At 64.0% G+C, this 26,882-nt stretch carries 20 protein-coding genes and 1 pseudogene; 8 read left to right on the top strand and 13 right to left on the bottom strand.

Features of this window, described 5'->3' with window-relative positions:
- The first annotated feature begins 19 nt into the window (after window positions 1-19).
- Window positions 20-1,846, top strand: coding sequence for an FAD-dependent monooxygenase (locus D7S86_RS19620; RefSeq protein ID WP_121088541.1), 1,827 nt, complete (start codon window positions 20-22; stop codon window positions 1,844-1,846).
- Here the strand turns inward: D7S86_RS19620 and dmpG are convergent.
- From dmpG to D7S86_RS19595, 5 genes are all read right to left on the bottom strand, one after another.
- On the bottom strand, window positions 1,768-2,805 hold the full coding sequence (dmpG, locus tag D7S86_RS19615; RefSeq protein WP_121088540.1) for a 4-hydroxy-2-oxovalerate aldolase: 1,038 nt from the start codon (window positions 2,803-2,805) through the stop codon (window positions 1,768-1,770). The genes D7S86_RS19620 and dmpG overlap by 79 nt on opposite strands.
- Before the next feature lie 13 nt (window positions 2,806-2,818).
- Complete coding sequence (locus tag D7S86_RS19610) at window positions 2,819-3,766, bottom strand: acetaldehyde dehydrogenase (acetylating) (RefSeq protein ID WP_121088539.1); 948 nt, start codon at window positions 3,764-3,766, stop codon at window positions 2,819-2,821.
- Between the two features lie 158 nt (window positions 3,767-3,924).
- On the bottom strand, window positions 3,925-4,707 hold the full coding sequence (locus tag D7S86_RS19605) for a 2-keto-4-pentenoate hydratase (RefSeq protein WP_121088538.1): 783 nt from the start codon (window positions 4,705-4,707) through the stop codon (window positions 3,925-3,927).
- On the bottom strand, window positions 4,704-5,510 hold the full coding sequence (locus D7S86_RS19600; RefSeq protein WP_121088537.1) for a 2-keto-4-pentenoate hydratase: 807 nt from the start codon (window positions 5,508-5,510) through the stop codon (window positions 4,704-4,706). The genes D7S86_RS19605 and D7S86_RS19600 overlap by 4 nt, the downstream gene beginning before the upstream one ends.
- A 2-nt stretch (window positions 5,511-5,512) precedes the next feature.
- The gene (locus D7S86_RS19595; RefSeq protein WP_121088536.1) at window positions 5,513-5,731 is read right to left on the bottom strand and encodes a tautomerase family protein; all 219 of its coding nucleotides are present in this window, start codon (window positions 5,729-5,731) and stop codon (window positions 5,513-5,515) included.
- Between the two features lie 426 nt (window positions 5,732-6,157).
- Between D7S86_RS19595 and D7S86_RS19590 the strand changes: the two genes are divergently transcribed.
- The 3 genes from D7S86_RS19590 (at window position 6,158) to D7S86_RS19580 (ending at window position 9,719) form a co-directional block, all read left to right on the top strand.
- Window positions 6,158-7,504 (top strand): acyltransferase family protein, encoded by a 1,347-nt coding sequence (locus tag D7S86_RS19590; RefSeq protein ID WP_158602031.1) that lies wholly within the window; start codon window positions 6,158-6,160, stop codon window positions 7,502-7,504.
- A gap of 273 nt (window positions 7,505-7,777) precedes the next feature.
- Window positions 7,778-8,560, top strand: coding sequence for an exodeoxyribonuclease III (gene xth, locus D7S86_RS19585; RefSeq protein WP_121088534.1), 783 nt, complete (start codon window positions 7,778-7,780; stop codon window positions 8,558-8,560).
- A 253-nt stretch (window positions 8,561-8,813) separates the two neighbouring features.
- Window positions 8,814-9,719, top strand: a complete 906-nt coding sequence (locus D7S86_RS19580) for a pirin family protein (protein WP_121088533.1) — start codon at window positions 8,814-8,816, stop codon at window positions 9,717-9,719.
- Between the two features lie 239 nt (window positions 9,720-9,958).
- On the opposite strand, the gene ntrC is transcribed toward D7S86_RS19580, so the two are convergent.
- From ntrC to glnA, 3 genes are all read right to left on the bottom strand, one after another.
- Window positions 9,959-11,506: a nitrogen regulation protein NR(I) gene (ntrC, locus tag D7S86_RS19575; protein WP_121088532.1), complete on the bottom strand. Its 1,548-nt coding sequence runs from the start codon at window positions 11,504-11,506 to the stop codon at window positions 9,959-9,961.
- 78 nt (window positions 11,507-11,584) lie between these two features.
- Window positions 11,585-12,724, bottom strand: coding sequence for a nitrogen regulation protein NR(II) (gene glnL / locus D7S86_RS19570; RefSeq protein ID WP_121088531.1), 1,140 nt, complete (start codon window positions 12,722-12,724; stop codon window positions 11,585-11,587).
- Window positions 12,725-12,985: 261 nt separating this feature from the next.
- Window positions 12,986-14,401: a type I glutamate--ammonia ligase gene (glnA, locus tag D7S86_RS19565; RefSeq protein ID WP_121088530.1), complete on the bottom strand. Its 1,416-nt coding sequence runs from the start codon at window positions 14,399-14,401 to the stop codon at window positions 12,986-12,988.
- A gap of 493 nt (window positions 14,402-14,894) precedes the next feature.
- On the opposite strand from glnA, the gene D7S86_RS19560 reads away from it, so the two are divergent.
- The gene (locus D7S86_RS19560; RefSeq protein WP_121088529.1) at window positions 14,895-15,359 is read left to right on the top strand and encodes a rhodanese-like domain-containing protein; all 465 of its coding nucleotides are present in this window, start codon (window positions 14,895-14,897) and stop codon (window positions 15,357-15,359) included.
- A gap of 114 nt (window positions 15,360-15,473) precedes the next feature.
- Window positions 15,474-16,835, top strand: coding sequence for a TAXI family TRAP transporter solute-binding subunit (locus D7S86_RS19555; RefSeq protein ID WP_121088601.1), 1,362 nt, complete (start codon window positions 15,474-15,476; stop codon window positions 16,833-16,835).
- A 111-nt stretch (window positions 16,836-16,946) separates the two neighbouring features.
- Here D7S86_RS19555 and D7S86_RS19550 read toward each other — a convergent pair whose 3' ends face one another.
- The 5 genes and pseudogenes from D7S86_RS19550 to hrpA form a co-directional block, all read right to left on the bottom strand.
- The gene (locus D7S86_RS19550; protein ID WP_121088528.1) at window positions 16,947-17,759 is read right to left on the bottom strand and encodes a competence/damage-inducible protein A; all 813 of its coding nucleotides are present in this window, start codon (window positions 17,757-17,759) and stop codon (window positions 16,947-16,949) included.
- Window positions 17,760-17,798: 39 nt separating this feature from the next.
- Complete coding sequence (locus D7S86_RS19545) at window positions 17,799-18,695, bottom strand: EI24 domain-containing protein (RefSeq protein WP_121088527.1); 897 nt, start codon at window positions 18,693-18,695, stop codon at window positions 17,799-17,801.
- Window positions 18,692-19,690: a sterol desaturase family protein gene (locus D7S86_RS19540; RefSeq protein ID WP_121088526.1), complete on the bottom strand. Its 999-nt coding sequence runs from the start codon at window positions 19,688-19,690 to the stop codon at window positions 18,692-18,694. Before D7S86_RS19540 ends, D7S86_RS19545 begins: the two co-directional genes overlap by 4 nt.
- Window positions 19,691-19,718: 28 nt before the next feature.
- Window positions 19,719-20,717: a YVTN family beta-propeller repeat protein gene (locus D7S86_RS19535; RefSeq protein ID WP_121088525.1), complete on the bottom strand. Its 999-nt coding sequence runs from the start codon at window positions 20,715-20,717 to the stop codon at window positions 19,719-19,721.
- A gap of 99 nt (window positions 20,718-20,816) precedes the next feature.
- Window positions 20,817-24,887, bottom strand: a pseudogene (gene hrpA, locus D7S86_RS19530) (ATP-dependent RNA helicase HrpA); the annotation flags it as partial.
- Between the two features lie 43 nt (window positions 24,888-24,930).
- On the opposite strand from hrpA, the gene argA reads away from it, so the two are divergent.
- Both argA and D7S86_RS19520 read left to right on the top strand, forming a co-directional pair.
- The gene (gene argA, locus D7S86_RS19525; RefSeq protein WP_166444141.1) at window positions 24,931-26,283 is read left to right on the top strand and encodes an amino-acid N-acetyltransferase; all 1,353 of its coding nucleotides are present in this window, start codon (window positions 24,931-24,933) and stop codon (window positions 26,281-26,283) included.
- A 131-nt stretch (window positions 26,284-26,414) separates the two neighbouring features.
- The gene (locus tag D7S86_RS19520; RefSeq protein WP_121088523.1) at window positions 26,415-26,690 is read left to right on the top strand and encodes an oxidative damage protection protein; all 276 of its coding nucleotides are present in this window, start codon (window positions 26,415-26,417) and stop codon (window positions 26,688-26,690) included.
- Window positions 26,691-26,882 lie beyond the last annotated feature (192 nt).

Genomic DNA, 26,882 nt, shown 5'->3' with positions numbered 1-26,882 from the left:
CACCAGGAGACACATCGATATGCAGGAAACCGAAGTATTGATCGTAGGCGGCGGCGCAACGGGTTTGACCGCCTCGATGCTGCTGTCCGCAAGCGGCGTCCGGAGCTGGCTCGTCAGCAAATACAAACACACGTCGTCGTTGCCGAAAGCGCATCTGCTCTCGATCAAGACGATGGAGATCTTTCGCGAACTCGGACTCGACGCGCGGATTCGCCAAGCATCGTGTCCGCCCGAGCACATGCGGTACGTCGGATGGTATGCGGGCATGGCGGGACCCAGCGCCGATCATGGACGCGAGCTCGCGCGCATGGGCGCGCACGGACGCGGGCACGACGATCTCCATTGGCGCGCGGCCAGCGATATCGGCTACGCGAATCTGGCCCAAGCCCGACTCGAACCGATGCTGCGCGCAGAGGCCGAAGCGCGTGCGCCCGGCGGCGTGCATTTCCATCACGCATTCGTATCGTGTGTCGAGGATGCGAACGGCATCGTGGCGACGATCGTCGATCGAGAGACCGACACGCCGTATGAAGTTCGTGCCCGATATCTGCTTGTCTGCGACGGCGGCCAGACCGTGGGCGCGCAGCTCGGCGTGCACATGGAAGGCCATGCGGCAGTCGCCACGACGATCACCGTGCATTTCGATGCGGATCTCTCGCATACGCGAGGCGCGGCCGGCACCGATGACGTGCTGATCCGCAGCATCCTGAATCCGGACACGGGCGCGCCGGGAGTGCTGGTTCCGATGGGGCCGCATGCATGGGGCAGCCGCTCGCGCGAATGGGTGTTCCATATGATCGCCGCGCACGGCGATCACAAGCAGGAAGACGATGCGACCGTCGTCGACGCGCTGCGCCGCACGCTGGGCATCGGCGCGCTCGATCTGCACGTGCATCAGATCACGCGCTGGCCGCTCAACGCGGTCGTCGCGTCGCGTTTTCGCATCGGACGCGCATTCATCCTCGGCGATGCCGCGCATCGCATGCCGCCGTCCGGCGCGCATGGCCTCAATACGGCCGTGCAGGACAGCTACAACCTCTGCTGGAAGCTCGCCGCCGTGCTCCGAGGACGGGCCGGCGATGCATTGCTCGACAGCTACGAAACCGAACGCCGCCCCGTTGCGCGCGCGACCGTGGATTCGGCCTACGAGAACTGGCAGAACGCGTGGAAGATCGCCGCGTCATTCGGTTTTTCGCCCAAGCAGAGCGCCGAGGAAAACTGGCGCAATCTGCGTCTTCAATGGGCCGACGGCACGCAAGGCGACGCTGCGCGGCATCGCGCCGTGCAAGGCATCTCGACCGCGCTCTCGACCTATAACCATCTGAACGTCAATTTCGGATACCGCTACGCATCGGGCGCGCTGCTCGACGACGGCCTGCCCGCGCGCATTCCGCTCGACAAGGACGGCGACTTCGAGCCCGGCACGAAGCCCGGCCATTCGCTGCCGCATGCGTGGCTCGAAAATACGCGCCGACGTTATTCGATCAATGAACTCGTCGGCCGTGGACGTTTCGTGCTGATCGCGGGCGAGCGCGGCGACGCGTGGTGCGATGCCGCGCGCAGGCTCGCGCGCGAATGGGACCTGCCGCTCGATGCGTTGACGATCGGCGTCCACGACGGCGACCATCTCGACTTCCGCTGCGAGTGGCTCGGCCACCGGGAGATCGGTGCGACGGGCGCGGTGCTCGTGCGCCCCGATCACTTCATCGCCTGGCGCAGCACGGATGCCGTGGACGACGCCTACGACGCCCTGGCGCGCGCGTTACATCAAGTGCTTTCGCGCGCGGACGACGACGTCCGTGCGCGCGCGAGATCGAGCGCGACGTCGACGATCATGTCTTCCTGACCGCCGACCATGCGGCGCTTGCCGAGTTCGACGAGGATATCCACGGTCTTGATGCCGTACTTCTTCGCCGCGACTTCCGAGTGCCGCAGAAAGCTCGAATACACGCCCGCATAGCCGAGCGCGAGCGTCTCGCGGTCCACGCGGACCGGCCGATCCTGCAGCGGACGCACGATGTCGTCGGCCGCGTCCATCAGCGTGTAGAGATCGGTCCCGTGATCCCAGCCCATGCGCTCGGCGGCCGCGATAAACACTTCGAGCGGTGCATTGCCCGCGCCCGCGCCCATGCCCGCGAGCGACGCATCGACGCGATCGCACCCCTCCTCGACCGCCACGATCGAGTTCGCCACCCCAAGCGACAGATTGTGATGCGCATGCATGCCGGTCTCGGTGTCGGGTTTGAGCACGGCTTTCAAGGCCCGAAAACGGTCGCGCACGTCGTTCATCGTCAGCGCGCCGCCCGAGTCGACGACATAGATGCACGTCGCGCCGTAGCTTTCCATCTTCTTCGCCTCGATCGCGAGATTTGCGGGCGTCGTCATATGGCTCATCATCAGAAAGCCGACCGTATCCATGCCGAGTTCGCGCGCGTATTCGATATGCTGCTTCGAGATATCGGCCTCGGTGCAATGCGTCGCGACGCGCACGACGCGCGCGCCCGCCTGATACGCGGCCTTGAGATCGTGGATCGTGCCGATGCCGGGCAACAGCAGCGTCGCGATCTTCGCGTGCGCGATCACATCGGCCACGGCCTCGATCCATTCGAGATCGCTGTGCGCGCCGAAGCCGTAATTGAAGCTCGATCCCTGGAGCCCGTCGCCATGCGCGACCTCGATGCTGTCGACCTTCGCCTTGTCGAGCGCGCGCGCGATGTCCTGCACGTTTTGAATCGAATATTGATGACGGATCGCATGACTGCCGTCACGCAGCGTCACATCGGAGATATAGAGTGTCTTGCTCATCGCGGCGATGTCCTTAAGCGTGCTGAAGGCTCAGCACCGTCTGCGCCATGCGCTCGGCGGTGGCGAGCGCGGCCGACGTCATGATGTCGAGATTGCCCGCGTAGGCGGGCAGATAATGCGCGGCGCCTTCGACTTCGAGAAACACCGAGGTCTTGAGCCCGCTGAAGCGGCCGAGCCCGGGAATATGCAACGGCGCACTCTCGGGAATGTCGTCGAACTGCACCTGCTGCTTGAGACGATAGCCGGGCACGTAAGCATGGACCTTCGCGACGGTGTCCTCGATCGAGCGCGCCACGGCGTCGCGATCGACGCGATCGCAAAGCGTATAGACGGTATCGCGCATCATCACGGGCGGCTCGGCCGGATTGAGCACGATGATCGCCTTGCCCTTCGCCGCGCCGCCGACCGCCTCGATCGCCTTCGCGGTCGTCTCGGTGAATTCGTCGATATTCGCGCGCGTGCCCGGTCCCGCCGACTTGCTGCTGATCGACGCGACGATCTCCGCGTAATGGACCTTCGCGACGCGCGAGACCGCCGCGACGATCGGAATCGTCGCCTGACCGCCGCACGTGACCATATTCACGTTGCGTGCGTCGCGATGCGCATCGAGATTGACGACGGGCACGCAGTACGGACCGATCGCGGCCGGCGTGAGATCGATCACGCGAATCGAAGGCTTATGCGTGCGCAGCAAGGCCTCGTTGTGAACGTGCGCGCCGGCCGATGTCGCGTCGAAGACGATGTCGATGTCTTTGAACACGTCGAGTTCGAGCAAGCCTTCGACGCCCTTTGCCGTGGTCGCGACGCCAAGACGCGCCGCGCGCGCGAGACCGTCGGAGCGCGGATCGACGCCGACCATCGCGCCCATCTCGAGATGGCGGCCGTGACGCAGGATCTTGATCATCAGATCCGTGCCGATATTGCCCGGTCCGATGACCGCCGCCTTGACCTTGTCCTTCATCGGGTACTCCCTGTCATTGTGTTCGGCTCATGCCGTGTGTTCAGTGCGTACGTTCAGTGCGTTTTTTGCGCGCGCGGTCAACCGCGCGCTCGGGTCCGCGGATAAGCATCCGATGTGCCCAAGACGGATGCGTTCACGCATGGCATGCATTCATGCATTCACGCGTCCATCCGCGAGCCCGTCACATAGAAACCCGCGCGTCCGAGATGCGCGATATCGACCCGGACGTACTGTCCCGGATGCAGCCATTGCGCCGCGGTCGCGCCGCCGGCCATGACGATGTCGCCGGCTTGCAGCGGCTCGCCCGCGGCGGCGGACAGCCGTGCCGCGGCGAGCAGCGAACGCAGCGGATGGCCGAGCAACGCGGCCGTCGATCCGACCTGCGACGTGCGTCCGTCGATATCGAGCACGAGGCCGAGGTTCGAGAAATCGATATGCGGGTCGCTCCACGCGCCGACGACGAAGCTGCTCGACGACGCGTTGTCGGCCACGACTTCGGGCAGGCTGAAACGAAAGTCGCGATAGCGCGAGTCGATGATTTCGAGCGCGGGTGCGATCGCTTCGACGGCCGCGAGCGCGGCGGGTCCCGTTTCATCGCCATGGAGCGCGCGCTTGAGCACGAAGGCGATCTCCGGTTCGACGCGCGGATGGACGTACCGTCCGATATCGATCGACGTGTTCTCTTCGATTTGCATCGCGGACGTCAAACGGCCCCAAATCACGTCGGAGAGCCCCATTTGCAGCATCTTCGCGCGGCTCGTGAAGCCCATCTTGACGCCCACGCGATGTTCGCCGCGCGCGAGACGACGCGCGATCGACGCGCGCTGGATCGCATAGGCTTCGTCGAGCGGCAGCGCGCCCTGCGGATCGAATTGTTCGACTTCGCGCGCATGATGCGCCGCGTCGTCGAGTTGCGCGGCGATCTGTTCGATGCGGCTCATCGTGCGGCCTCGTTCAAAATGGGTTCAAAAACGGCGCGCACGGATCCGAGTCCATCGATACGCGCTTCGAAGACATCGCCGGGCGTGACCGGCGCCATCGGTCCGAGCGCGCCCGACAGTACGACGCTGCCCGCGCGCAGCGGCTGACCGCGCCGCGCCATCGTGCGCGCGAGCCAGACGACCGCGTTGAGCGGATGGCCGAGGCAGGCCGCGCCCGCGCCGACCGAGACCGGTTCGCCGCGGCGTTCGAGCACCATGCCGCAGAGACGCGGATCGAATGCATCGAGCTTCACGGGCCGTCCGCCGAGCACGAATGCGGACGACGACGCGTTGTCGGCGACCGTGTCGACGATGCCGATATTCCAGTTCGCGATGCGGCTGCCGACGATTTCGAGCGCGGGCAACGCGTAGTCGATCGCGCCGAGCACGTCGACGAGCCCCGCGTGGGATGCGTCGAGATCGCGGCCGAGCACGAATGCGATTTCGGCTTCGATCTTCGCTTGCGTGAGACCCGATGCGGGAATCGGCTCGCTGTCGCCATAGCCCATATCGTCGAACAACACGCCGAAATCGGGCTGATCGACACCGAGCTGGCGCTGCACGGCCACCGAGGTCAGACCGATCTTGCAACCCGTGATGCGGCGGCCTTCGGCCAGACGCGCTTGGGTGTTCTCACGCTGGACCGCATAGGCATCGTCGAGCGTCATGTCGGGGTAGGTGTCACGCAACGGCGCGATATAGGCATGCGTGGTTGCGGCGGTACGCAGCGCGCGCGCCGCGTCCTGGATCTGTTCGGGCGTCACCGTTAGCGCTCCGCGTGCGCGGGCGCCGGCCGCTGAACGGGCTCGTCCTTGGTGCGATCGCCGACGGCCCAGTGCGCGCCGGGCACCTGTGTGGCGTAGACGCGAATGCTCTCGAGGGGCGCGCCGAGGGTTTCGTGCACGGTGCGTGCAACGGCCTTGACGCAGGCCTTGACGGCTTCGTCGCTGCGGCCTTCGACGAGGGAGAGATGGACGATGGGCATGATATTTCCGGTAGTGTGAACACGGCGCGCACACGACGCGCGACGTTGAGGACCATGTTGCCGATCCCGCCCACATACCGTCCAATACTGATTTTTCGAGGCGCAATACCGATTCGGTATCGAAGTGTGCGCGGTCAATCACGCATCAAGCCGATGCCCGTCGCGTTCGCCGTCACCTGCACACCGAATAACTGCGGGTCATCCGCCTGAGACAATTTCCGGACCGCGAACTTCGCCCGGCCCGGCGTCAAGCCACGTCCCGCAGAAGCGGAACACGCTTCCCGTAACGGTCGTCGGCTTAGTTTGCTTTGTAGATCACGCCCGCACTTCGAACACATCACTTAAACAAAACATCTGACAAATAGGTACAATGCGGCAGATTTTATTCAAATAATTACAACAGGTAGCATAATAAAAATGAAAGTAATGAATGAAAGCGTTGACGCCGGGGTCACGTCGTCCGCGCGAAGCAACTCCCTGGGCGTCTTTTTCGCGCTTGCGCTGTTTTTCGTCTTTCCGAAGCCCTTTTTCGTCGGTTACACACTCACTCATGGTGGCACGGCACGTTGGTGCTACATCGTCGCGATGGATTTCGTGCCCGCCGCGCTCATCGCACTCTGGGTATATGCCCATGCATGGAAGGTACCCGATCGGCACATCGCGAGATCGTCGTCGCCAGACCCACTTTTAACAATTCGATTTGCCGCATGCGTCACTGTGATTTTCGGCCACTATTTTGGGGTCGTGTTCACGACTCCAGCGGGGCCCGGCGAACATCCGCAGTATTTTCTCTCGCGAATATTGATGTCGTCTCCGTGGGCCGGCGTGTGGATGTTCTTTACCCTTTCAGGTTACTTGATGGGAAAAGGGTTCTTTTCGGGGCGCTATGCGATCAGCGCATCGGGCGCCGCCGATTTCCTATGGAATCGCGCATTTCGGATCTATCCCGTATATCTGTTCGCGCTTCTCGTCATCGGCACGCTGTCATATCCAAAATCGTTTGAGCCCGAGAATTTGTGGATTCTTGTACAAACGATTCTCATGGACTATGACGGACGCATGCCGATCAACATCATCGGTGCGCTGTGGTCCGTCACGACCGAATTTCAATTCTACTTGCTCGCTCCTCTCTTGGCGTTCGTGATGACTCGCATAGACGAAAAATGGGGCATGCGAACGTGGATGCTTGCAGCACTCCTTGTCGTCGGAGCGACAGCAAATATCGTTCAAGCCCGCTTGACTCATTTCGACCCGGCGTATGCCCTGACACACATTTACCTGTCGATCGCATCCAATCTATATTTGTTCGTCGCGGGAATGATGCTCGCCAAACTTCGAACGCAAAAAATCCAAACACGGCAATCCCGGCACGGACTGTTATTCGGATTCATCGTTCTAGTCATCCTGTTGCTGGCGCAGACGCTTTTTGCATCATATTGGGCATTCTTCGGAAATCGCCTGCATCGTTATTTTGTTTACATACCACCTTTTGTGGCAATGCTTACCCTTCTTACGATTTCGATATTCGAATCGTCGGAGATTCGAGGTTTCGGATCCAAAATCGTGAAATGGACGCAGATCGGCGGCACGTTAACGTATTGCGCCTACGTATTTCACCCCCAAATCATGTTATCTATTCGCCCGATCGCCCCGCAAGTACTGGGGTTGATAAACCAGATCGAATTTGCCCCATTGATTTTCAGTCTGATTTTCATCGTCAGCTACGTGATGCATAGAGGCGTCGAGCATCCGGCGTCCAAATTCAGGCGCTAGCGCACCCCGGATACCCGGCAACCTATCGCGTCGAACGAATCGGGCTGGCCCCGACACGCGCCACGCGTGTAACCGGTACGCGCACAGGACGGCTCGACGACCCGCGACCCGCGTTCAGGCGCGCGTCGAGAGGAGCATGGCGCTTTGAGCGCGGTATGATTTCGACGCTTTCCCTACCGTCACCGAATCGGTTAGCCCGATGGGTCGCTAATCCAGCCCATGAATGACGAGATAGCGCCGAAACCCGCATCCATCCACGATCATGCCCAATCTATGAAGTTAGCGACCTGGAACGTCAACTCACTGAAGGTCCGCCTCGAACACGTGCTCGAATGGCTCAAGCTCCAGCCCGTCGACGTGCTCGCGCTGCAGGAACTCAAGCTGACCGACGACAAGTTTCCCGTCGAGGCCTTGCTCGGCGCCGGGTATCGCGCCGTGTTCACGGGTCAGAAGACCTATAACGGCGTCGCGCTCCTGATTCGAGACGGTCTCGCGTTCGATCAAGACGATGTCGTGCGCAATATTCCGGGCTTCGAGGACGAACAAAAGCGCGTGATCACCGCGACCGTCGAAGGCGTACGCGTGATCAGCGCGTATGTGCCGAACGGGCAAGCGCCGGGCACCGACAAGTTCGCCTACAAGCTCCAATGGCTCGAAGCGCTCCATGCGTGGCTCGCGTCGGAATTGCAGGCCTATCCGAACCTCGCGCTCGGCGGCGATTTCAATATCGCGCCCGAGGACCGCGACGTTCACGATCCGGCCGCGTGGGTCGGCCAGAATCTCGTGTCGCCCGAAGAACGCGAACAATTCGCGCGCCTCGTCGCGCTCGGTCTCGTCGATGCGTTCCGCAAGTTCGAGCAGCCCGACAAACTGTTCTCGTGGTGGGACTATCGGATGATGGCGTTTCGCCGCAACGCGGGCGTGCGCATCGATCACTGGTTGCTGTCGACGCCGCTCGCCGCGCGCTGCACGCACTGCGAGATCGACAAGGTGCCGCGCAAGTGGGAGCAGCCGTCCGATCACGCGCCCGTGATTGTCGATATCGCGGCCGCGTAGGCACGCCGAGCGCGCTATATACGCCTCCACACGCCTCACACGTATGCACCCACGACAGCCGCACGCGACATCGGTACGCCACGCGCATACAACGCGAGGCGCACTGCGTGAATACGCGCGTGCCGCAGAACGATGCTTCGCGATTGTTCCGCTCATGCAACGATTCGTCGCGCGCGACGCCGCTTGTCGGCACGGAAGACCGCCCTTACCTTAGCGGCTATCCACCCGCACCCCGAGTGCAAAGGCGACTTCGATGACGACTGCACCCTCTCTTGTTTCGCATGCCGAACGCACGATCACCGGCATCTTCCGCGGCCCGGGCTTTCATTGGGTCGGCGACGGCTTTCGCGTGTCGAACTACTTCCCGTCGGGCAACCCGTTCGGACAGCGGATCAGTCCGTTCATCCTGTTCGACTATCACGCGCCCTATACGCACCCCGCGACGAACCAGCGCGACCGCGGCGTCGGTCCGCATCCGCATCGCGGCTTCGAAACCGTCACGCTCGCGTGGGAAGGCAGCGTCGCGCATCATGACAGCGCGGGCAATGCGGGTGTCATCGGCCCCGGCGACGTGCAATGGATGACGGCCGGCGCGGGCATCCTGCACAAGGAATATCACGAGGCCGACTACGCGCGGCGCGGCGGTCCGATGCATATCGCGCAGATCTGGGTCAATCTGCCGGGCGCACACAAGATGACGACGCCCGCCTATCAGGGCATCGTCGATGCCGATATTCCGCGCGTGACGCTGCCGGACGACGGCGGATATGTGCGCGTCGTCGCGGGCGAGTATCAGGGCGTCAAGGGCGCGGCCCACACGTTCACGCGGCTCAATATGCTCGACATCTTCGTCCGCGCGAAAGGACACGCCGAATTCGCGTTTCCCGCGCATGAGAACGTCGGACTCATGGTGCTCAGCGGTGCGATCACGATCAACGGCCAGACCGCCGCGCGCGCACACGACTTCGTGCTGTTCGACAACGCGGGCGAACAGATCGTCGTCGAAGCCTCCGAGGACGCGCATCTGCTGATGCTGACCGGCGAACCGATCGACGAACCCGTCGTTCAGTACGGGCCTTTCGTGATGAACTCAGAGCAGGAAATCCGGCAGGCGATCGTCGATTTCAACGCAGGAAAGTTCGGCCGGATGGAAGACTAAGGGCGACGATAGGCGCGCAGAATGGGCGCCTATCGTCGCCGCGCACAGCGTCACAGCTAACGTCCGTATGCGATGAGGTGTGACGTCGGACGCCGCGGCGCCGCGTCACCCCCGGCACCGCCACGCTCGACACCGTGGCGTCCGACGCCGCGATGCCAAACGTCGTTGCGTCATGCGCTGCACGCCAATGCAGCGCACGCCTTCATGTTGCGCGCGCCTCGATCAACGAAGCGCGGCGTTCAGGGCTCGAGGTTGAGTTCCTGAATCTTGCGCGTGATCGTATTGCGGCCGATCCCGAGCCGTTCGGCCGCCTCGACCTTGCGGCCGCGCGTGAAGTCGAGCGCCTCGAGAATCACGGCCGCCTCGAAACGCCGCGTCAACGCATCCATGACATCGACCGATTGCTCGCGCAGCAGCTTCGCAACCTCGGTCCGCAAGCCGTTTTCCCAAGCTGAGCCCGGCCCTTCGGCGCGGCCGACCGTACGCGAGTAGATCCCGCCGCCCGCGAGCGGCGCAGCACCCGCGGGCGCCGTCGCACCGGCCGAGCCCGCGTCGATCGGCGCGCCCGTCGGGACGCCCGCATGCAACGCCGCGCCGTTGCTCGCGGTCTGCGTCGCCGGATCGTTCGACGTCGTCGGCAGCAGATCCGCCGGCAGATCCTTGATCTCGATCGTCTGCGCGGGCGCCATGACGGTCAGCCAATTGCAGAGATTTTCGAGCTGCCGGACGTTGCCGGGAAACGAGAGCGACGACAGAAACGCAAGCGCCTCGTCGGACACGCGCTTGGGTTCGACGCCGAGATCGCGCGCACTCTTCTGCAGGAAGTGACGCGTGAGCAGCGGAATATCTTCATTGCGTTCGCGCAGCGCGGGCAGACGCAGACGGATCACGTTGAGCCGGTGATACAAGTCCTCGCGGAACAAACCCTGACGCACACGCTGTTCGAGGTTCTGATGCGTCGCCGCGATCACGCGCACATTCGCGCGCAAGGGATTATGTCCGCCGACGCGATAGAACTGCCCGTCCGACAACACGCGCAGCAAACGCGTCTGCAGATCGAACGGCATATCGCCGATTTCATCGAGGAACAGCGTGCCGTTCTCGGCCTGTTCGAAGCGGCCTTGGCGCATCGCCTGCGCGCCCGTGAACGCACCGCGCTCATGGCCGAACAATTCCGATTCGAGCAGATCCTTCGGAATCGCGGCCGTATTCAGCGCGATGAAGGGACCGTTCGCGCGCGGACTATGCCGATGCAGCGCGCGCGCGACGAGCTCCTTGCCGGTGCCCGATTCACCCGTGATCAGCACCGTCGCGCTCGAATTCGACAACCGTCCGATCGCGCGGAACATGTCCTGCATCGCGCTCGCCTGTCCGAGCATTTCGGGCGTCTCGGTCAGACGCTCCTCGTAGGCGAGCTCGCCGCGCAGACTCTCTTCGACCGCGCGCTGGATCAGCTCGACCGCCTTGTCGATATCGAACGGCTTCGCGAGATACTCGAATGCGCCGCCCTGAAACGCCGCGACCGCGCTATCGAGATCCGAGAACGCCGTCATGATGATGACGGGAATATTCGGCCAGCGCTCGCGCACGGTCTCGAGCAATTCGAAGCCCGAGCCGCCCGGCATCCGGATATCGGAGACGAGCACCTGCGGCGTGTCGTGCTCGAACGCCGTCAGCGCCTCGCGCGTCGTCGAGAAACTACGGGTCGCGAAATTCTCGCGAGCAAGGGCCTTTTCAAGCACCCAACGGATCGATTGGTCGTCGTCTACTATCCAGATCGGCTTCATATATCGGTCGACGGAAGTTCTTGTGGGCGCTGCAGTTCAAACACGCTGTACACGCGCATCGCGCGGCACGGCGGCCAACTAAAGCGAAAGCGGCAACACGATCTGGAACTCCGTATGTCCAGGCCTGCTGTCGCATTCAATCAGCCCCTCGTGCTGATGCACGAAGGTCTGGGCGAGTGTGAGTCCGAGCCCGCTGCCGTCCTCGCGTCCACTCACGAGCGGATAGAAGATCCGATCGCGGATGTCCTCGGGAATCCCGGGTCCGTTGTCGATGACATGCAAGTCCAATGCCAACTTGTGCAACTGCTTCGAGATCGTCACGTTGCGCGCGATGCGCGTGCGCAGATCGATCCGCGCGTCGCCTGCCGCGATGCGCTCCTTGAGCGCTTCGGCCGCATTGCGCACGATGTTGAGGATCGTCTGGATCAGTTGTTCCTTGTCGCCGCGCAACTCTGGCACGCTCACGTCGTAGTCGCGCTCGATCGTGAGCCCGCGCGGAAACTCGGCAAGGATCAGCGCGCGCACGCGCTCGCAGACTTCGTGAATATTGACGTCGCCGACGATATGCGGATGACGGTGCGGTTCGAGCAGCCGGTCAACGAGCGTCTGCAGCCGATCCGATTCCTTGATGATCACCTGCGTGTATTCGCGCAGATCGCGTGCATCGCCGAGCTCGAATTCGAGCAGCTGCGCCGCGCCCCGGATACCGCCGAGCGGATTCTTGATTTCGTGCGCGAGATTGCGGATCAGCTGCTTGTTGACCGCGGTCAGATCGTGGATCCGTTCCTCGCGGTCGGTTCTGAGCTGCTGCTCGTTCTCGAACAGTTCGAGCAGCACATAATCGGGCACCGCTTCGAGATACCCGACGATCGCGTGCACGTGCAGCGGCTCGCGTCCCGTGCGTTCGAGCGAGGCATCGAGATGCGTCGCATTGAAGCGGTTATCGGCGATCGCCGCGATCGCATCGATCGTCGAGATCAACTGATCGGAATCCGAGAACAGATCGGGCCAGCACATCTGCGCGAGCTGCCGCCGCGACATTTCGAGCAGCGATTCGGCGACCGCATTCGCGAACGCGACACCGAGCGTACGCCGTTCGATCACGAGCACCGCGGTCGGCAACGCTTCGAGGCCCGGCAGTAGCGCAGACTGCACAAGCGCAGCCGGTACCGACGTGATTTCGGCCCGCTTCGATTTCATCAGGTCTTTCAGTCCCATCTACACCATCCTCGAGACACTGACAAAATGCAGCCGAGCGGCGCGTATCGCGCCCTGCGCCGCCGTGTCGCGCGCCTTGATCGCATGCGCGCGTGGTGCCTCTACGCCCTTTCGCACTCGATCGTGCATGGCGTACCCCGCGGATTCGGCTTTCATTTTGTCAGGCTCTCACGGACAAAAAAGGGACGGCACTGCCGTCCCTCTGTTGCGAGATCACACCGGGCGCATCAACGCGCCGGTGTGCATCGCCATCGACAGCGATTACAGCGAGTAGTACATGTCGAATTCGACCGGGTGCGTCGTCATGCGGAAGCGCGTGACTTCTTCCATCTTCAACGCGATGTACGCGTCGAGCATGCCGTCCGTGAACACACCGCCACGCGTCAGGAATTCGCGATCCTTGTCGAGGTATTCGAGCGCCTGGTCGAGGCTCGAGCACACGGTCGGGATCTTTGCGTCTTCTTCCGGCGGCAGATCGTAGAGGTTCTTGTCCGCGGCTTCGCCCGGATGGATCTTGTTCTGCACACCGTCGAGACCGGCCATCATGAGCGCCGAGAACGCGAGGTACGGGTTCGCCATCGGATCCGGGAAGCGCGTTTCGATACGGCGGCCCTTCGGGTTCGCGACGTGCGGAATACGGATCGAAGCCGAACGGTTACGTGCCGAGTACGCGAGCTTGACCGGCGCTTCGAAGCCCGGCACGAGACGCTTGTACGAGTTCGTCGTCGGGTTCGTGATCGCGTTCAGCGCGCGTGCGTGCTTGATGATCCCGCCGATGTAGAACAGCGCGAATTCCGACAGACCGGCATAGCCGTCGCCCGCGAACAGGTTCTTGCCGTCCTTCCAGATCGACTGGTGAACGTGCATGCCCGAGCCGTTGTCGCCCACGACCGGCTTCGGCATGAACGTCGCCGTCTTGCCGTACGTATGCGCGACGTTGTGCACGATGTACTTGAGCTGTTGCGTCCAGTCAGCACGTTGAATCAGCGTCGAGAACTTCGTGCCGATTTCGTTCTGGCCTTGGCCCGCGACTTCGTGGTGGTGCACTTCGACGGGGATGCCGATCTGTTCGAGCAGCAGACACATTTCCGAACGGATGTCCTGGAACTGGTCGACCGGCGCGACCGGGAAGTAGCCGCCCTTGACGCCCGGACGGTGACCCGTGTTGCCATGTTCGAACGTCTTGCCCGACGACCACGGCGCTTCTTCCGAATTGATCTTCACGAAGCTGCCCGACATGTCGGCGTCCCACTCGACCGAGTCGAAAATGAAGAATTCGGGTTCCGGACCGAAGAACGCCGTGTCGCCCAGACCCGTGCTCTTCAGATAGGCTTCCGCGCGGCGTGCGAGCGAACGCGGATCGCGCTCATAGCCCTTGCCGTCCGACGGCTCGATGACGTCGCAGGTCAGCACGAGCGTCGATTCTTCGTAGAACGGGTCGATGTAAGCCGTGTTCGGGTCCGGCAGCAGCAACATGTCCGATGCTTCGATGCCCTTCCAGCCGGCGATCGACGAACCGTCAAAAGCATGGCCGCTTTCGAACTTGTCTTCATCGAAGGCCGACACCGGTACCGAGACGTGCTGTTCCTTGCCTTTCGTATCCGTAAAACGGAAATCGACGAACTTGACGTCCTCGTCCTTCACCAACTGAACGACGTCGGCCACGGATTTGCTCATACCTTTCTCCTGTTCCTTTTCACTTTCACTAGAAAGACGACCTGCGCCGTCCGAATCCATACGCTTTGGCTAAACACAAACCGGATGCATCGAAAAAGCACATATCGTGCCAACAACGAATACCCCGGTGCGCGACAACAACTTAAGGTGCATTTTCACCAGCTTGCGTGAGGCGCCGAAGCCCTCGCGCGATCGGGATCGCGGGGGGGCGCGCCGCATCGCGGTGCCGCCGGGGCACTATTATGATGCGTTCGGGTGAACTCAGGTTGGAATACGCACCATTAAAGACCATTTGCACCAACACGCATCCCCCACATGCATGCCCCACGATCCGCAATCGTTTGAATGCGGTGAAAGCCGCACCGAGACCGCGTCGGCAAGCCGCCGCGCCCGGTGCGAGGCGCGCCCGCCCCGTGCGACACGATCTTGGATCGTCGGCCGCGCGGCGCGAACAGGCCCTAGAATCATTATTTTCCGCTCCGGAGACAATCCGATGACTTCGCTGGACCCGTTATACGCCAAGGCCGATCAACGTCGCACCGAAGGCGGTCTTGCCTACGCGGGCGCGCTCTCGCCGGCCGAATCGCTCGAATTCCTCACGCTCGAGCCCAACGCGCGCCTCGTCGACGTGCGCACGCGCGCCGAGCTCGACTGGGTCGGCCGGCCCCAGGTGCCCGCCGAGCAGTACGTGCATATCGAATGGATCCGCTATCCGGGCAGCATCCCCAATGCCGAGTTCATCGAGCAACTGCGCGCGGCCGCGCAACCGGACACGCCGCTGCTGTTCCTGTGCCGCAGCGCCGCCCGCTCGAAGCTCGCCGCCGTCGCCGCGTCGAATGCGGGCTTCACGAAGGCCTACGACCTGCTCGAAGGATTCGAGGGCGACAAGGACGCCACGGGCCACCGCAAGACGGTCAGCGGCTGGTGTTTCCGCGGCCTGCCGTGGATCGGGGCCTAGTCGGCCAAACCGCGCGGACGCTCCGACGGAGCGCCGCGCTATAGTGAGGGGCCTGCCCATTCGTTCGACGCACGAGCCCATCCGATGACGCGCACGCCGACCCCGCCGCCCTCGATGCCGAAGCCGCCGCCCCAACGCGGCCGCGGCATTCATGTCCGTTTCGTCTCGATCTCGTGGCATGACTTCGCGGTGCTGGTGCTGCCGGTCGTGCTGCTCTGCGCGCTGGCGATCGGCCTCATGGTCTATTGGGTCGATCCGGCGCCGCCGCGGCACATCACGATGAGCGTCGGTCCGCGCGACAGCACGTTCTGGCCGTTCGCCGTCCAGTACCGAGACATCCTCGCGCGCGACGGCATCACGCTGAACCTCGAACCGTCGGACGGCTCGGTCCAGAATCTCGAACGTCTGGCCGATCCGAAGCAGAACGTCCAGCTCGGCTTCGTGCAAGGCGGCGTATCCGAGGGCATCGCGACGCAATCGCTCGTCTCGCTCGGCAGCATGTTCTATGCGCCCGTGGTCGTGTTCTATCGCGGCGCGAACCTCACCCAGCTCTCGCAATTGGCCGGCATGCGCATCGCGGTCGGCCGCATCGGCAGCGGCACGCGCTCGCTCGCGATCAATCTGCTCAATGCGAACGACATGGGGCCCGGCAGTTCGACGCAATTGCTGCCGCTCGACGGCGAAGACGCGGTTCAGGAACTCATTCAAGGCCGCGTCGATGCGGCCATCCTCAACGGCGACTCGGCGAGCCGCGCGAACATGCTGCGCCTGCAGCGCATGCCCGGCGTGTCCGTGATGGACTTCAGCCAGGCGGATGCGTACACACGCCGCTTCTACTACCTGTCCGAACTCGACCTGCCGCCCGGCGTGCTCGACCTCGGACAGAATCTGCCGCCGCAGACCGTGCATCTGATCAGTCCGACCGTCGAACTCGTCGCGCGCAACACCCTGCATCCCGCCCTGTCGGATCTGCTGATCGCCGCGGCGCAGGAAGTCCACGGACGCTCGAACGTGCTCCAGCGCGCGGGCGAATTCCCCTCGCCGATCGCGCACGATGTGTTCCCGATCAGCGACGACGCGCAGCGGTATTACAAGTCGGGCAAGAGCTTTCTCTACCGGACGCTGCCGTTCTGGCTCGCGAGCCTCGCCGACCGGATGCTCGTCGTGCTCGTGCCGCTGATCGTCGTGCTGATTCCGGGCCTGCGCATCGTGCCGGGTCTCTATGCATGGCGCGTCAAATCGCGGATCTATCGCTGGTATGGATCGCTGATCGCGATCGAGCGCGCCGCGATGTCCGAATCGACGGCCGAAGAGCGTGAAGAACTCATGCACCGGCTCGATCACATCGAGGATTCGGTCAACCGGCTCAAGATGCCGCTCGCGTATGCCGATGCGTTCTACGTGCTGCGCGAGCATATCGGCTTCGTCCGGTCGCGCCTGACCGGCGCGCCGCTGCATCCGGTCTCGCAGGACTAAGCCACGGCGGCGGCGGCGCTTCGAAGTCCGCGCCGCCGACGCATCAAGAACCCCAATGCCCCCTCTGCATTCGGAACGCTTGGGATCCCGAGGTTTCGAGGCTTCGAGGCTTCAGGGCGCCTCGCCGTCGATCTCGATCATCGTCCCGCCAAGCGCGTAGACGCCCTGACGCAAGGCGTCGAACGCCGGCTCGACGAGCGCCGGATCGCCCTTGACGCCGAGATCGATATGCCGCTGCGCATAGACGCCCCCGCGCGCGGCGTCGCCGACGCTCGGCAAGCTGAACACGCGCACACCCGCATAGTCCTGCTCGATCTGCACCATCAGCGGCGTCAGTTCCGATTCCGCGAGTTCGAACACGAGCACCGAGCGCTCTTCATGCGGCGTCGCGTGATGCAGATGCGCGTAATACGTGTCGAGCACCCACGCCATCATCGGCCAGGCCATGACCGGAAAGCCCGGCATGAAATGATGATCGCCGACCGAGAATCCCGGAATCTTGTTGTAGCTGTTAGGGATGATCCGCGCGCCCGCCGGATAGGTACCCATATTGAGCCGATGCAGGTTTTGCGCCGAATTCAGATCGACGGGCTCGCCGGCCGGCGCCATCTCGAGCGTGCGCTCGATGATGAGGCGCTTCGCTTCGGGATGGAGTTCAAGCTCGACGCCGAGCGCCTTCGCCGCGCATTGCCGCGTGTGATCGTCGGGCGTCGCGCCGATGCCGCCGGTCGAGAACACGATGTCGTCCGACGCGAACGTGCGGCGCAGCGTCGCGACGATCCGATCGGGATCGTCGCCGACGTATTCGGCCCAAGCGAGCGAAAGACCGCGCGCGCTCAGCAGTTCGATGAGTTTCGCGAGATGCTTGTCCTGCCTGCGGCCCGAAAGAATCTCGTCGCCGATGATGAGCGCACCGATTGCCATCCTGTTGTCCCCATCTGAAAGTGGCGCTTGCGCGTCGGATCAGGCACGCAGCCGCGGCGGCGAAGCGTCGCCCGGCGAAGCGTCGCCCGGCAAAACGTCGCCCGACGAGGTGCCGCCCGCCGCGCCGTCACCGGCGCCGCCCTGCGCGTGTCTGAACTGCTGAAGCGCGTGCAGGCAGTAGTGCCCGAACCAGAGCGCCGAAAAAACGAAGATGAAAATATAGAGCCAGACCGCGCCGACCGCGATAACGGGAAACAGCACGATCACGACCATCGAGCTGGCCCAGATAAAGGTCGGCACCGAGCCCAGCAGTCCCGTGCAGACGCCGATCGTCAGCAGCGGCCATCGATGACGCCGCACGATCGCACGACGCTCGTCGGCCGACGCGTGTTCGGCGAGCGCGTCGTAGCTCATCACGCGATAGCTGAGCCAGCCCCAGAGCAGCGGCGGCAGGATCGCGAACAAGGGCGGAATGATCCAGAGCGGGATCGTCGCGGCCGTCAGCACGAGGCAGATGAACGTCACGAAGATCGAATGCGCGAGGCTGCCGAACCAGCTTCCGCCGCGACGCTTGTCGAGCGCCGCGAAGCGCCCGCGGCCGAGATGGCGAAGCACGGCGGGCATCGTCAGCGCCGCGATCAGCACGAGCACCGATGCGACGATCAGCGGAATCGCGAGCACGACGACCACGAACGGCGCCACGACCGCGTGCGCGCCCGCGAGCCCGATCGAACCGAACAGCGAATACAGATGCGAGGTCAGCGACGTGCGATCGAGCAGCGACGCGACGCCGCCGACCGCGAACTCCCAGCCGAACCAGAAGATCGCGAGCCACGCGAGCGCCGCGACCGCGAACGGCACGAGCGTGAGCCACAGCATGCGCGGATGAAACGCCGCGCCGACCGCTCGGACGAACGAGTCGAACAACTGCGTCATTGCGCGGCGTGCGCGCGGCGTCCACGAAGTCGCGCAGCGATGCGCACGAGCGCGTACCAGTGCTGCGAGAAGAGTCCTCGACCATAGTCGCGGGCCGTGCCGTCAGCCGCGGGCAACTGGTCGCGGATCCCGGTCGGTTCGAGCGTCTCGACCCACGACGCGGTTCCGAACAGCATGTCCCACCACGGAAACAGCACGCCGAAATTGCATCCGTACTTCGTGCCTTCGTGACCATAGCCGATCGCGTGATGGCGGCGATGAAACGTCGGACTCACGATGATACGTTCGAGCACCGGGCCGAACGGCAGACGCGCGTTCACGTGCTGAATGCTCTGCATGAGGTTCGTCACGGCGACGAGCACGACGAACTGCGACGGCGCGACGCCGAGGACCAGCGCGATCGCCGCGAAGAACGCGGCCTGGATCAGATCGTCGAGGAGATGATTGCGGTCGTCGGCCCACAGCGACATCTGCTGCTGACTGTGATGGACGGCGTGAAGCTCCCACCAGATCCCGAACTTGTGTTGCCAGCGGTGATACCAGTAGCCCGCGAAATCGAGCACGATCAGATAGACCAGAAACGAGACGAGCGGCTGATCGGTGACGCCCGGCCAGATGCCGTCGAGCTCGATCGTCGGAATATTGTGAATCGTGAGCCAGCTCTGCACGCTGAAGAACGCCGGCTGGAACAGGAAAAAGAACAACAGATTGATCAGGCCGAGCTTCGCGATCCACGTGTAGGCCACGTCGGCGCGCACGGCCTTGCGATCGGCCCAGTGTTCGGCGGGCCGCAGCGCCTCGAGCGGACGCAGGATCGCGTACATGACCGCGATCTCGAGCACGCCGACGATGACCCAATACAGCATGTCGTACGTGTCTTCGTCGTAGCCCATCCATCCGGCCTTGAACATGACGGGCTGGACCACGTCGACATAGAGCAGCGTCTGCAGCGCCGACACGAGATTGTCGAGCTGACTGACGATTTCATGAATCATGCTTGCCTCGATTCCCTCGGCGCCGTGTTCAGGCGCCGTTTGCGGCCGTTACCGGCGCGCGGTCGTGAAAGTAAATACCGTGCGGCGAGCGGCCGACCGGAATGGTCTTGACCAGTTGCCGCGTGTTCATGTCGATGATGCCGACGTGCTTCGCGAAGCGGAACGTCACCCACAGATACCGCCGATCGGCCGAAAGTTCCATATCGTCGGGTCCGGGCAGCAAGCCCGTGATGTCGCCCGCGTTCGTCAGCGCGAGTTCATCGATGATGCTGATCGTATTCGCGACGCGGTTCGAGACCGCGACATGCCGTCCGTCGTCGAGCGAGCGGAAATTATGCGCGCCCTTGCCCGTGTGTATCGTCTTGACGACCGTACGCGTGCGCCAATCGACGACCGCGACGTAATCGGCGCCGGTCATGCCGACGAGCAGATACCGGTCGTCGGGCGTCATCCAGAGTCCGGCGGGCACGGGGCCGACCTTCATCTTCCAAAGCACGGTCTGCGTCGCGAGATCGATCGCCGCGAGTTCGCCCGAGACCTGCAACGTCACGAACGCGGTCGTGCTGTCGCGCGTAAAGGCCATATGGCTGGGCATCGTCGCGAGCGGCACGCGCTTGGCGAGTTCGATCGTGTCGCCGACCGCGCGGTAAACATCGACGCGATCGAGCCGCAGGCCCGTCGTCACGAACCAGCGGTGGTCGGGCGAATAGCCGATCTGATAGGGATCTTCGATATGCTCGACCCAGTGCTGAATCCGGCCGCTTTTCGGATCGAGAAAGACGAGGTTGTTCGACACGGAATTCGCGACGATCAGCGACGCGTTGTCGGGCGTCGCCATCAGGTGGTGCGGTTCCTTGCCGACGGGAAACGTATCGATGACGGTCTGGGACGCCGGGTCGATCAGCGAAATGCTCGCATCGGCCGAATTGAGGACGACGACATTGCCATCCGCCCACGCCGCCGACGACACCCCGATCGCCGCGGCCAGCGCCGCGCCGAATACCTTCAAAAATCCAAAATTACGCATAAAAATCAATCGTCCGCAGTAGCCGACATTGTAGTGCGATAACGCGCGCCGCCCTATCGGCCGTTCGGACAATTTAAAGATTATTTGCGCCTGAGCAAATCAACGTTCGAGCGCGTCCCAGACCTTGTGCAGCCGCTTGACCGACACGGGCATCGGCGTCCTGAGTTCCTGCGCGAACAGCGATATCCGGAGCTCCTCGAGCAGCCAGCGGAACTCGACGAGCCGCGGGTCGGCGACCGACTTGCGCTGCGCGACCGCGCGCTGATACGGCTGCAGCAGCGGCGCCATCTCGGCTGCCAGACGCGTATCGCGCGCCGCGTCGGCCTTGAGCTTGTCGATGCGCATCGACACGGCTTTCAGATAGCGCGGAAAATGCGCGAGTTGCGCATACGGCGTCTCGATCAGAAAACGCTTGCCGGTCAGCGCCTGCAGTTGCTGCGTCATGTCCGCATGAGCGGACGCGAAACTCTTGGCCTGCACGAGTTTTTTCGTCGCCGCCGCGTATTCGCCGAGGATCGACGCGGCAAGCCGCGCGATCTCCTGCGCGAGCAGCGTCAGACGGCTGCGGCCTTCGTCGCGGCGCGCCGCGAACGCCTGCGCGTCGCCGGGCAGCGGGTCCTGCAGACACGCGCGGTCGAGCGCGCATTCGACAAGCTGGTCGCGAAGCTCCTCCTGCGAGCCGAACGGCATGAACTGCATCGCCATCTGCTGGAGCCCCGGAATGTTCTTCTCGACGTATTTGATCGGCTCGCGCAACTGGAGCGCGAACAGCCGCCGCAAGCCCGCGCGATGGATCCGCGCGGCCTCCTCGGGCGAATCGAACACCTCGACGTCGCAATGCGTGCCGCGGTCGACCAGGGCCGGATAGCCGAACAGCGTCTGACCGCCGCGCCGGATTTCGAGCAGTTCGGGCAGCGTGCCGAAGCTCCAGGTCGTCAGCCGTTCGTAAAGCGCGGTCGATTCGGTCGCGGCGCTGGCGGACGGCGAGCCGTCCTTCGCCGCCAGGCCCTTCGCGTGCGTCCCCTTCGCGCCCGCCCCCTGCACGGCCGAGCCACCCGCGCTCGCGCGCGTCGCGGGTTTCTCGGCGACCCCGCCGCGCGCACCGGCACCGGCTTCCATAGTGCGCGCCGATGCGGCTCCCGCACCCCGTGCCGATGTCGCCGCGTCCGATGCCTCCGGCTGCGCGACATGCGCCGCCGCGAGCTTCTGAAACTCCTGCTGGGCCTGCGCGCCTAGCTCGGCGCGCAGTTGCGCGAGATTACGCGCCATCGCGAGCTGACGCCCATGCTCGTCGATGACCTTGAAGTTCATGAACAAATGCGCGGGCAGCGATTCGAGCTTGAAATCGGACGCCTTCGCCTGAACCTGGACTTGCTCGCGCAGATCGGCGATCAGCGCGTCGACGACGGCGCCGACGCCGAACGTCGCGCGGCCCGCAAACCCCGCCGCGTAGGTCGGCAGCGGCACGCAGTGACGGCGCAGTTTCTGCGGCAGCGACTTGAGCAGCAACTGCGTCTTTTCCTTGAGCATGCCGGGCACGAGCCATTCGCAACGGCGCGCATCGACCTGATTGAGCGCGTAGAGCGGCACCGTCAACGTGACGCCGTCGCGCGGCGAACCCGGCTCGAAGTGATACGACAGCCCCATCTCGACGCCCGCGATCGACGTCTTCTTCGGGAACATATCGGTCGTCACGCCGGCCGCCTCGTGCCGCATGAGGTCGTCGCGCTGCAGGAACAGCAGCTTGGGCTGCGCGCGCGACGCCTCGCGATACCACTTCTCGAAGTCCACGCCCGTGTAGAGCCCGTCGGGCAGCGCCTCGTCGTAGTAGCCGAAAATCAGTTCGTCGTCGACGAGCACGTCCTGCCTGCGCGATTTGTGCTCGAGTTGCTCGATGTCCGCGAGCAGCTTGCGGTTGTGCGCGAAGAACGGCAGGCGCGTGTCGAATTCGCCCTCGACGAGCGCGCCGCGGATGAACATGGCGCGCGCGCGGGCCGGATCCTGCCGGCCGAACGCGACACGGCGCCGGTTGTAGACCGTCAGTCCATAGAGCGTGCCGCGCTCGTACGCGACGACCTGCGCGGCCTTCTTCTCCCAGTGCGGCTCGGACTGCGACGTCTTGATCAGATGGCCGCCGACCTTTTCGAGCCATTCGGGCTCGATGCGCGCGATTCCGCGCGCGAACAAGCGGCTCGTTTCGACGAGTTCGGCCGCGACGACCCAGCGCCCCGCCTTCTTCGCGAGCGCCGAACCCGGCCACAGATGGAACTTGATGCCGCGCGCGCCGAGGTAATGCGGTTCGTCGTCGGCCTTGACGCCGATATTGCCAAGCAAGCCTGTGAGCAGCGACCAGTGGATCTGCTCGAACGTCGCTTCGGACTCGTTGAGCCGCCAACCCATCTCGCGCACGACCGTCAGCAACTGGCTGTGCACGTCGCGCCATTCGCGCAGCCGCAGATGCGACAGGAAATTGGCGCGGCAGGCGTCGACGAGCTGACGATTCGATTTCTTGTGCGCGACGGCTTCCTCGAACCATTTCCAGATCCGCAGCCAGCCGAGAAACTCCGAGCGTTCGTCGACGAACTTCTTGTGCGCCTGATCGGCCGCCTCCTGCGCCTCGACAGGCCGATCGCGCGGGTCCTGGACCGACAGCGCGCTCGCGATGATCAGCAGCTCGCTGAGCGCCTGCTGATCGCGCGCCGCCAGAATCATGCGCGCGATCCGCGGGTCGAGCGGCAGCCGCGCGAGTTCGCGGCCGATCGCCGTCAAGGCGTTCTCGTCGTCGGTCGCACCGAGTTCGTTGAGCAGTTGGTAACCGTCGGCGATCGCGCGGCCGGGCGGCGCTTCGAGAAACGGAAAACGCTCGATGTCGCTCAGATGCAGCGACTTCATGCGCAGAATGACCGCGGCGAGCGACGCGCGCAGGATCTCGGGATCGGTGAAACGCGCGCGCGCCTCGAAGTCGGCCTCGTCGTACAAGCGGATGCAGACGCCATCCGCCACGCGGCCGCAGCGGCCCGCGCGCTGATTGGCCGCCGCCTGCGAGACGGGCTCGATCTGCAGTTGCTCGACCTTGTTCCGATACGAATAGCGTTTGACGCGCGCGGTCCCCGCGTCGACGACATACCGCACGCCGGGCACCGTCAGCGACGTCTCGGCGACGTTCGTCGCGAGCACGATCCGCCGCGCATTCGACGGCTTGAACACGCGTTCCTGCTCGGCGGCCGAGAGGCGCGCGAACAGCGGCAGAATTTCCGTATGCGGCGGATGGTGCTTGCGAAGCGCCTCGGCGGCGTCGCGGATCTCGCGCTCGCCCGGCAGAAACACGAGCACGTCGCCGCTGCCTTCGCGGCACAGTTCGTCGACCGCGTCGACGATCGCCTCGTGAAGGTCGCGCTCCTGGTCGCGCGCGCTTTTCTCGGGCGCGCGCGCGGCTGGCGTTCCGGACGTTCCCGGCTGGCCCGCGCGCGGCCCGCGATCGTCGGCGATCGGCCGGTAGCGGATCTCGACGGGATACAGACGTCCGCTGACCTCGATGACCGGCGCGGGCTGCGTTTCCGAGCCGAAATGCCGCGCGAACCGCTCGGCGTCGATCGTCGCCGACGTGATGATCAGCTTGAGATCGGGGCGTTTCGGCAGAATCTGCTTCAGATAACCGAGCAGAAAGTCGATATTGAGACTGCGCTCGTGCGCCTCGTCGATGATCAGCGTGTCGTAGGCTCGCAACAGCGGATCGGTCTGCGTTTCGGCGAGCAAAATGCCGTCTGTCATCAATTTGACCGAGGCACCGGGTGCAAGATTGTCGTTGAACCGCACCTTGTAGCCGACGACCTCGCCGAACGGCGTCTTGAGTTCTTCCGCGATACGCCTCGCGGTCGCGCTCGCGGCGATCCGTCGCGGCTGGGTGTGGCCGACGAGGCCTGCGCCGCCCGCGCCGCGTCCGCGGCCGAGCGACAGGCAGATCTTCGGGAGCTGGGTCGTCTTGCCCGAGCCCGTCTGACCGGACACGATGACGACTTGATGGTTCGCAATCGCGTGCGCGATATCCTCCCGGCGGCCGGTCACCGGCAGCTCGGGGGGAAACTCGATCGGCGGCACGGGGTTCGCGACGATCTCGCGGGCGGGCCGCGGGGCGTTTTTCGGCCTGGGGCCGGGCGCCTTTCGAGGCGCGCTTTCACCGACATTCGACATGGGCGCGCATTATAATCCCGCCATGAATTCGCAAACCGATCTCGTTACTCTGCCCGACACCACCGACCACGCACAGTTCGTCGAATGGTTGCGATCGGTCGCACCGTATATCCACGCGTTTCGCAACAAGACCTTCGTCGTCGCGTTCGGCGGCGAACTCGTCAAGGAAGGCGGACTCAACGCGCTCGTCCAGGATCTTGCGCTGCTCCACGCGATGGGCATGCATATCGTGCTCGTGCACGGGTCGCGCCCGCAGGTCGAAGAGCAATTGCAACTCCATCAGGTCGAATCGCAGTTTGCGCTCGGCATGCGCATCACCGACCTGCGCGCGCTCGAAGCCGCGAAGGAAGCGGCCGGCGAAGTCCGCCTCGACATCGAGGCGGCGATCAGCCAGGGCTTGCCGAACACGCCGATGGCGCACGCGCGCATCAGCGTCATTTCGGGCAACTTCGTGACGGCGCGCCCCGTGGGCATCGTCGAAGGCTTCGATTTCCAGCACACGGGCGTCGTGCGCAAGATCGACGCGGACTCGCTGCGTCAATCGCTGTCGAGCCCGGGCCGCAAGATCGTGCTGCTGTCGCCGCTCGGTTTTTCGCCGACCGGCGAGGCGTTCAATCTGTCGATGGAAGACGTCGCGTCGTCGGTCGCGATCGCACTGCGCGCCGACAAGCTGATCTTCCTGACCGAATTGCCCGGCATCCCGGACGAGCACGGCGAACTGATGCGCGAGATGTCGCTCGAGGAAGCCCAGCAAACCCAGGAAACCCTCGATCCTGAAGGCGAGGCCGCGAGCTACCTCAAGCACGCGATCCGCGCGTGCCGCGGCGGCGTGCCGCGCGCGCACATGGTGCCTTACACGCTCGACGGCAGCGTGCTGCTCGAACTGTTCCTGCACGACGGCGTCGGCACGATGATCTCGTACGAGAACCTCGAAAGCCTGCGCGAAGCGGCCTCCGACGACGTCGGCGGCATTCTGCAGCTCATCGAGCCGCTCGAAAACGACGGCACGCTCGTGCGGCGCGGACGCCACCAGATCGAGCGCGACATCGATCATTTCTCGGTCATCGAGCACGATGGCGTCCTGTTCGGGTGCGCGGCGCTCTATCCGTATCCGCACGAGCGCATCGGCGAGATGGCCTGCCTGACGGTCGCGCCCGAAGCCCAAGGCTCGGGCGACGGCGAGCGCCTGCTCAAGCGCATCGAGCAGCGCGCGCGCGCGCGCGGCCTGAACCGGCTGTTCGTGCTGACCACGCGGACCGAGCACTGGTTTCTCAAGCGCGGCTTCGTCAAGGCCAGCGTCGAGGATCTGCCCGAGGACCGTCGCAAGTTTTATAACTTTCAGCGAAGATCGCTGGTGTTGATCAAGCAGCTCTGAGGCGCACGTCGCGCAGCCGCATCCGGCGCGCTCAGACGCGCCACCCGATTCGATAAGACGTCCGGCTCCCGGACGCGCATTCCCCACCGAACGCGGCGACGCGTTCACCCCGAGATTGGAGAAGCATCACGATGGCACGCACTGTTCATTGCGCAAAACTGGACAAGGACGCAGAAGGTCTGGATTTCCCGCCCGTACCCGGCGAGCTGGGCAAGCGCATTTACGAAAGCATTTCGAAGGAAGCGTGGCAGAGCTGGCTCAAGCAGCAGACGATGCTGATCAATGAAAACCGGCTCAATATGGCCGATTCGCGCGCGCGTCAGTATCTGCTCAAGCAAACGGAGAAATTCCTGTTCGGCGAAGGCGCCGATACCGCGTCCGGCTACGTGCCGCCCGAAAGCGCCTGAGCGCGCTCGTTCGTTCATGTCCGTGCCCGGCGCGCGCTCGCCGCGCGCACGGGACCTGAACGTCAGCTGAGCGACACCTAAGCGACACCTAAGCGACGCCTGAACGACACCTGAAGACGTCCGAGCGCCGCCCGATCGAGGCGCGATCCCCTTCCGATCGCGCCTTTTAGCGACGCCCGACGGCGTCCACGC

Source organism: Pararobbsia silviterrae (assembly GCF_003628125.1).
In the GTDB taxonomy this organism is placed as follows: domain Bacteria; phylum Pseudomonadota; class Gammaproteobacteria; order Burkholderiales; family Burkholderiaceae; genus Pararobbsia; species Pararobbsia silviterrae.
This window is presented reverse-complemented; position numbering and strand designations above follow the sequence as displayed.

Bases quoted from the DNA above. Each gene is read 5' to 3' on its own strand.
- D7S86_RS19620 (WP_121088541.1), top strand. From the start codon at position 20: ATGCAGGAAACCGAAGTATTGATCGTAGGCGGCGGCGCAACGGGTTTG.
- dmpG (WP_121088540.1), bottom strand. From the start codon at position 2,805: ATGAGCAAGACACTCTATATCTCCGATGTGACGCTGCGTGACGGCAGT.
- D7S86_RS19610 (WP_121088539.1), bottom strand. From the start codon at position 3,766: ATGAAGGACAAGGTCAAGGCGGCGGTCATCGGACCGGGCAATATCGGC.
- D7S86_RS19605 (WP_121088538.1), bottom strand. From the start codon at position 4,707: ATGAGCCGCATCGAACAGATCGCCGCGCAACTCGACGACGCGGCGCAT.
- D7S86_RS19595 (WP_121088536.1), bottom strand. From the start codon at position 5,731: ATGCCCATCGTCCATCTCTCCCTCGTCGAAGGCCGCAGCGACGAAGCC.
- D7S86_RS19590 (WP_158602031.1), top strand. From the start codon at position 6,158: ATGAATGAAAGCGTTGACGCCGGGGTCACGTCGTCCGCGCGAAGCAAC.
- xth (WP_121088534.1), top strand. From the start codon at position 7,778: ATGAAGTTAGCGACCTGGAACGTCAACTCACTGAAGGTCCGCCTCGAA.
- D7S86_RS19580 (WP_121088533.1), top strand. From the start codon at position 8,814: ATGACGACTGCACCCTCTCTTGTTTCGCATGCCGAACGCACGATCACC.
- ntrC (WP_121088532.1), bottom strand. From the start codon at position 11,506: ATGAAGCCGATCTGGATAGTAGACGACGACCAATCGATCCGTTGGGTG.
- glnL (WP_121088531.1), bottom strand. From the start codon at position 12,724: ATGGGACTGAAAGACCTGATGAAATCGAAGCGGGCCGAAATCACGTCG.
- glnA (WP_121088530.1), bottom strand. From the start codon at position 14,401: ATGAGCAAATCCGTGGCCGACGTCGTTCAGTTGGTGAAGGACGAGGAC.
- D7S86_RS19560 (WP_121088529.1), top strand. From the start codon at position 14,895: ATGACTTCGCTGGACCCGTTATACGCCAAGGCCGATCAACGTCGCACC.
- D7S86_RS19555 (WP_121088601.1), top strand. From the start codon at position 15,474: ATGCCGAAGCCGCCGCCCCAACGCGGCCGCGGCATTCATGTCCGTTTC.
- D7S86_RS19550 (WP_121088528.1), bottom strand. From the start codon at position 17,759: ATGGCAATCGGTGCGCTCATCATCGGCGACGAGATTCTTTCGGGCCGC.
- D7S86_RS19545 (WP_121088527.1), bottom strand. From the start codon at position 18,695: ATGACGCAGTTGTTCGACTCGTTCGTCCGAGCGGTCGGCGCGGCGTTT.
- D7S86_RS19540 (WP_121088526.1), bottom strand. From the start codon at position 19,690: ATGATTCATGAAATCGTCAGTCAGCTCGACAATCTCGTGTCGGCGCTG.
- D7S86_RS19535 (WP_121088525.1), bottom strand. From the start codon at position 20,717: ATGCGTAATTTTGGATTTTTGAAGGTATTCGGCGCGGCGCTGGCCGCG.
- argA (WP_166444141.1), top strand. From the start codon at position 24,931: ATGAATTCGCAAACCGATCTCGTTACTCTGCCCGACACCACCGACCAC.
- D7S86_RS19520 (WP_121088523.1), top strand. From the start codon at position 26,415: ATGGCACGCACTGTTCATTGCGCAAAACTGGACAAGGACGCAGAAGGT.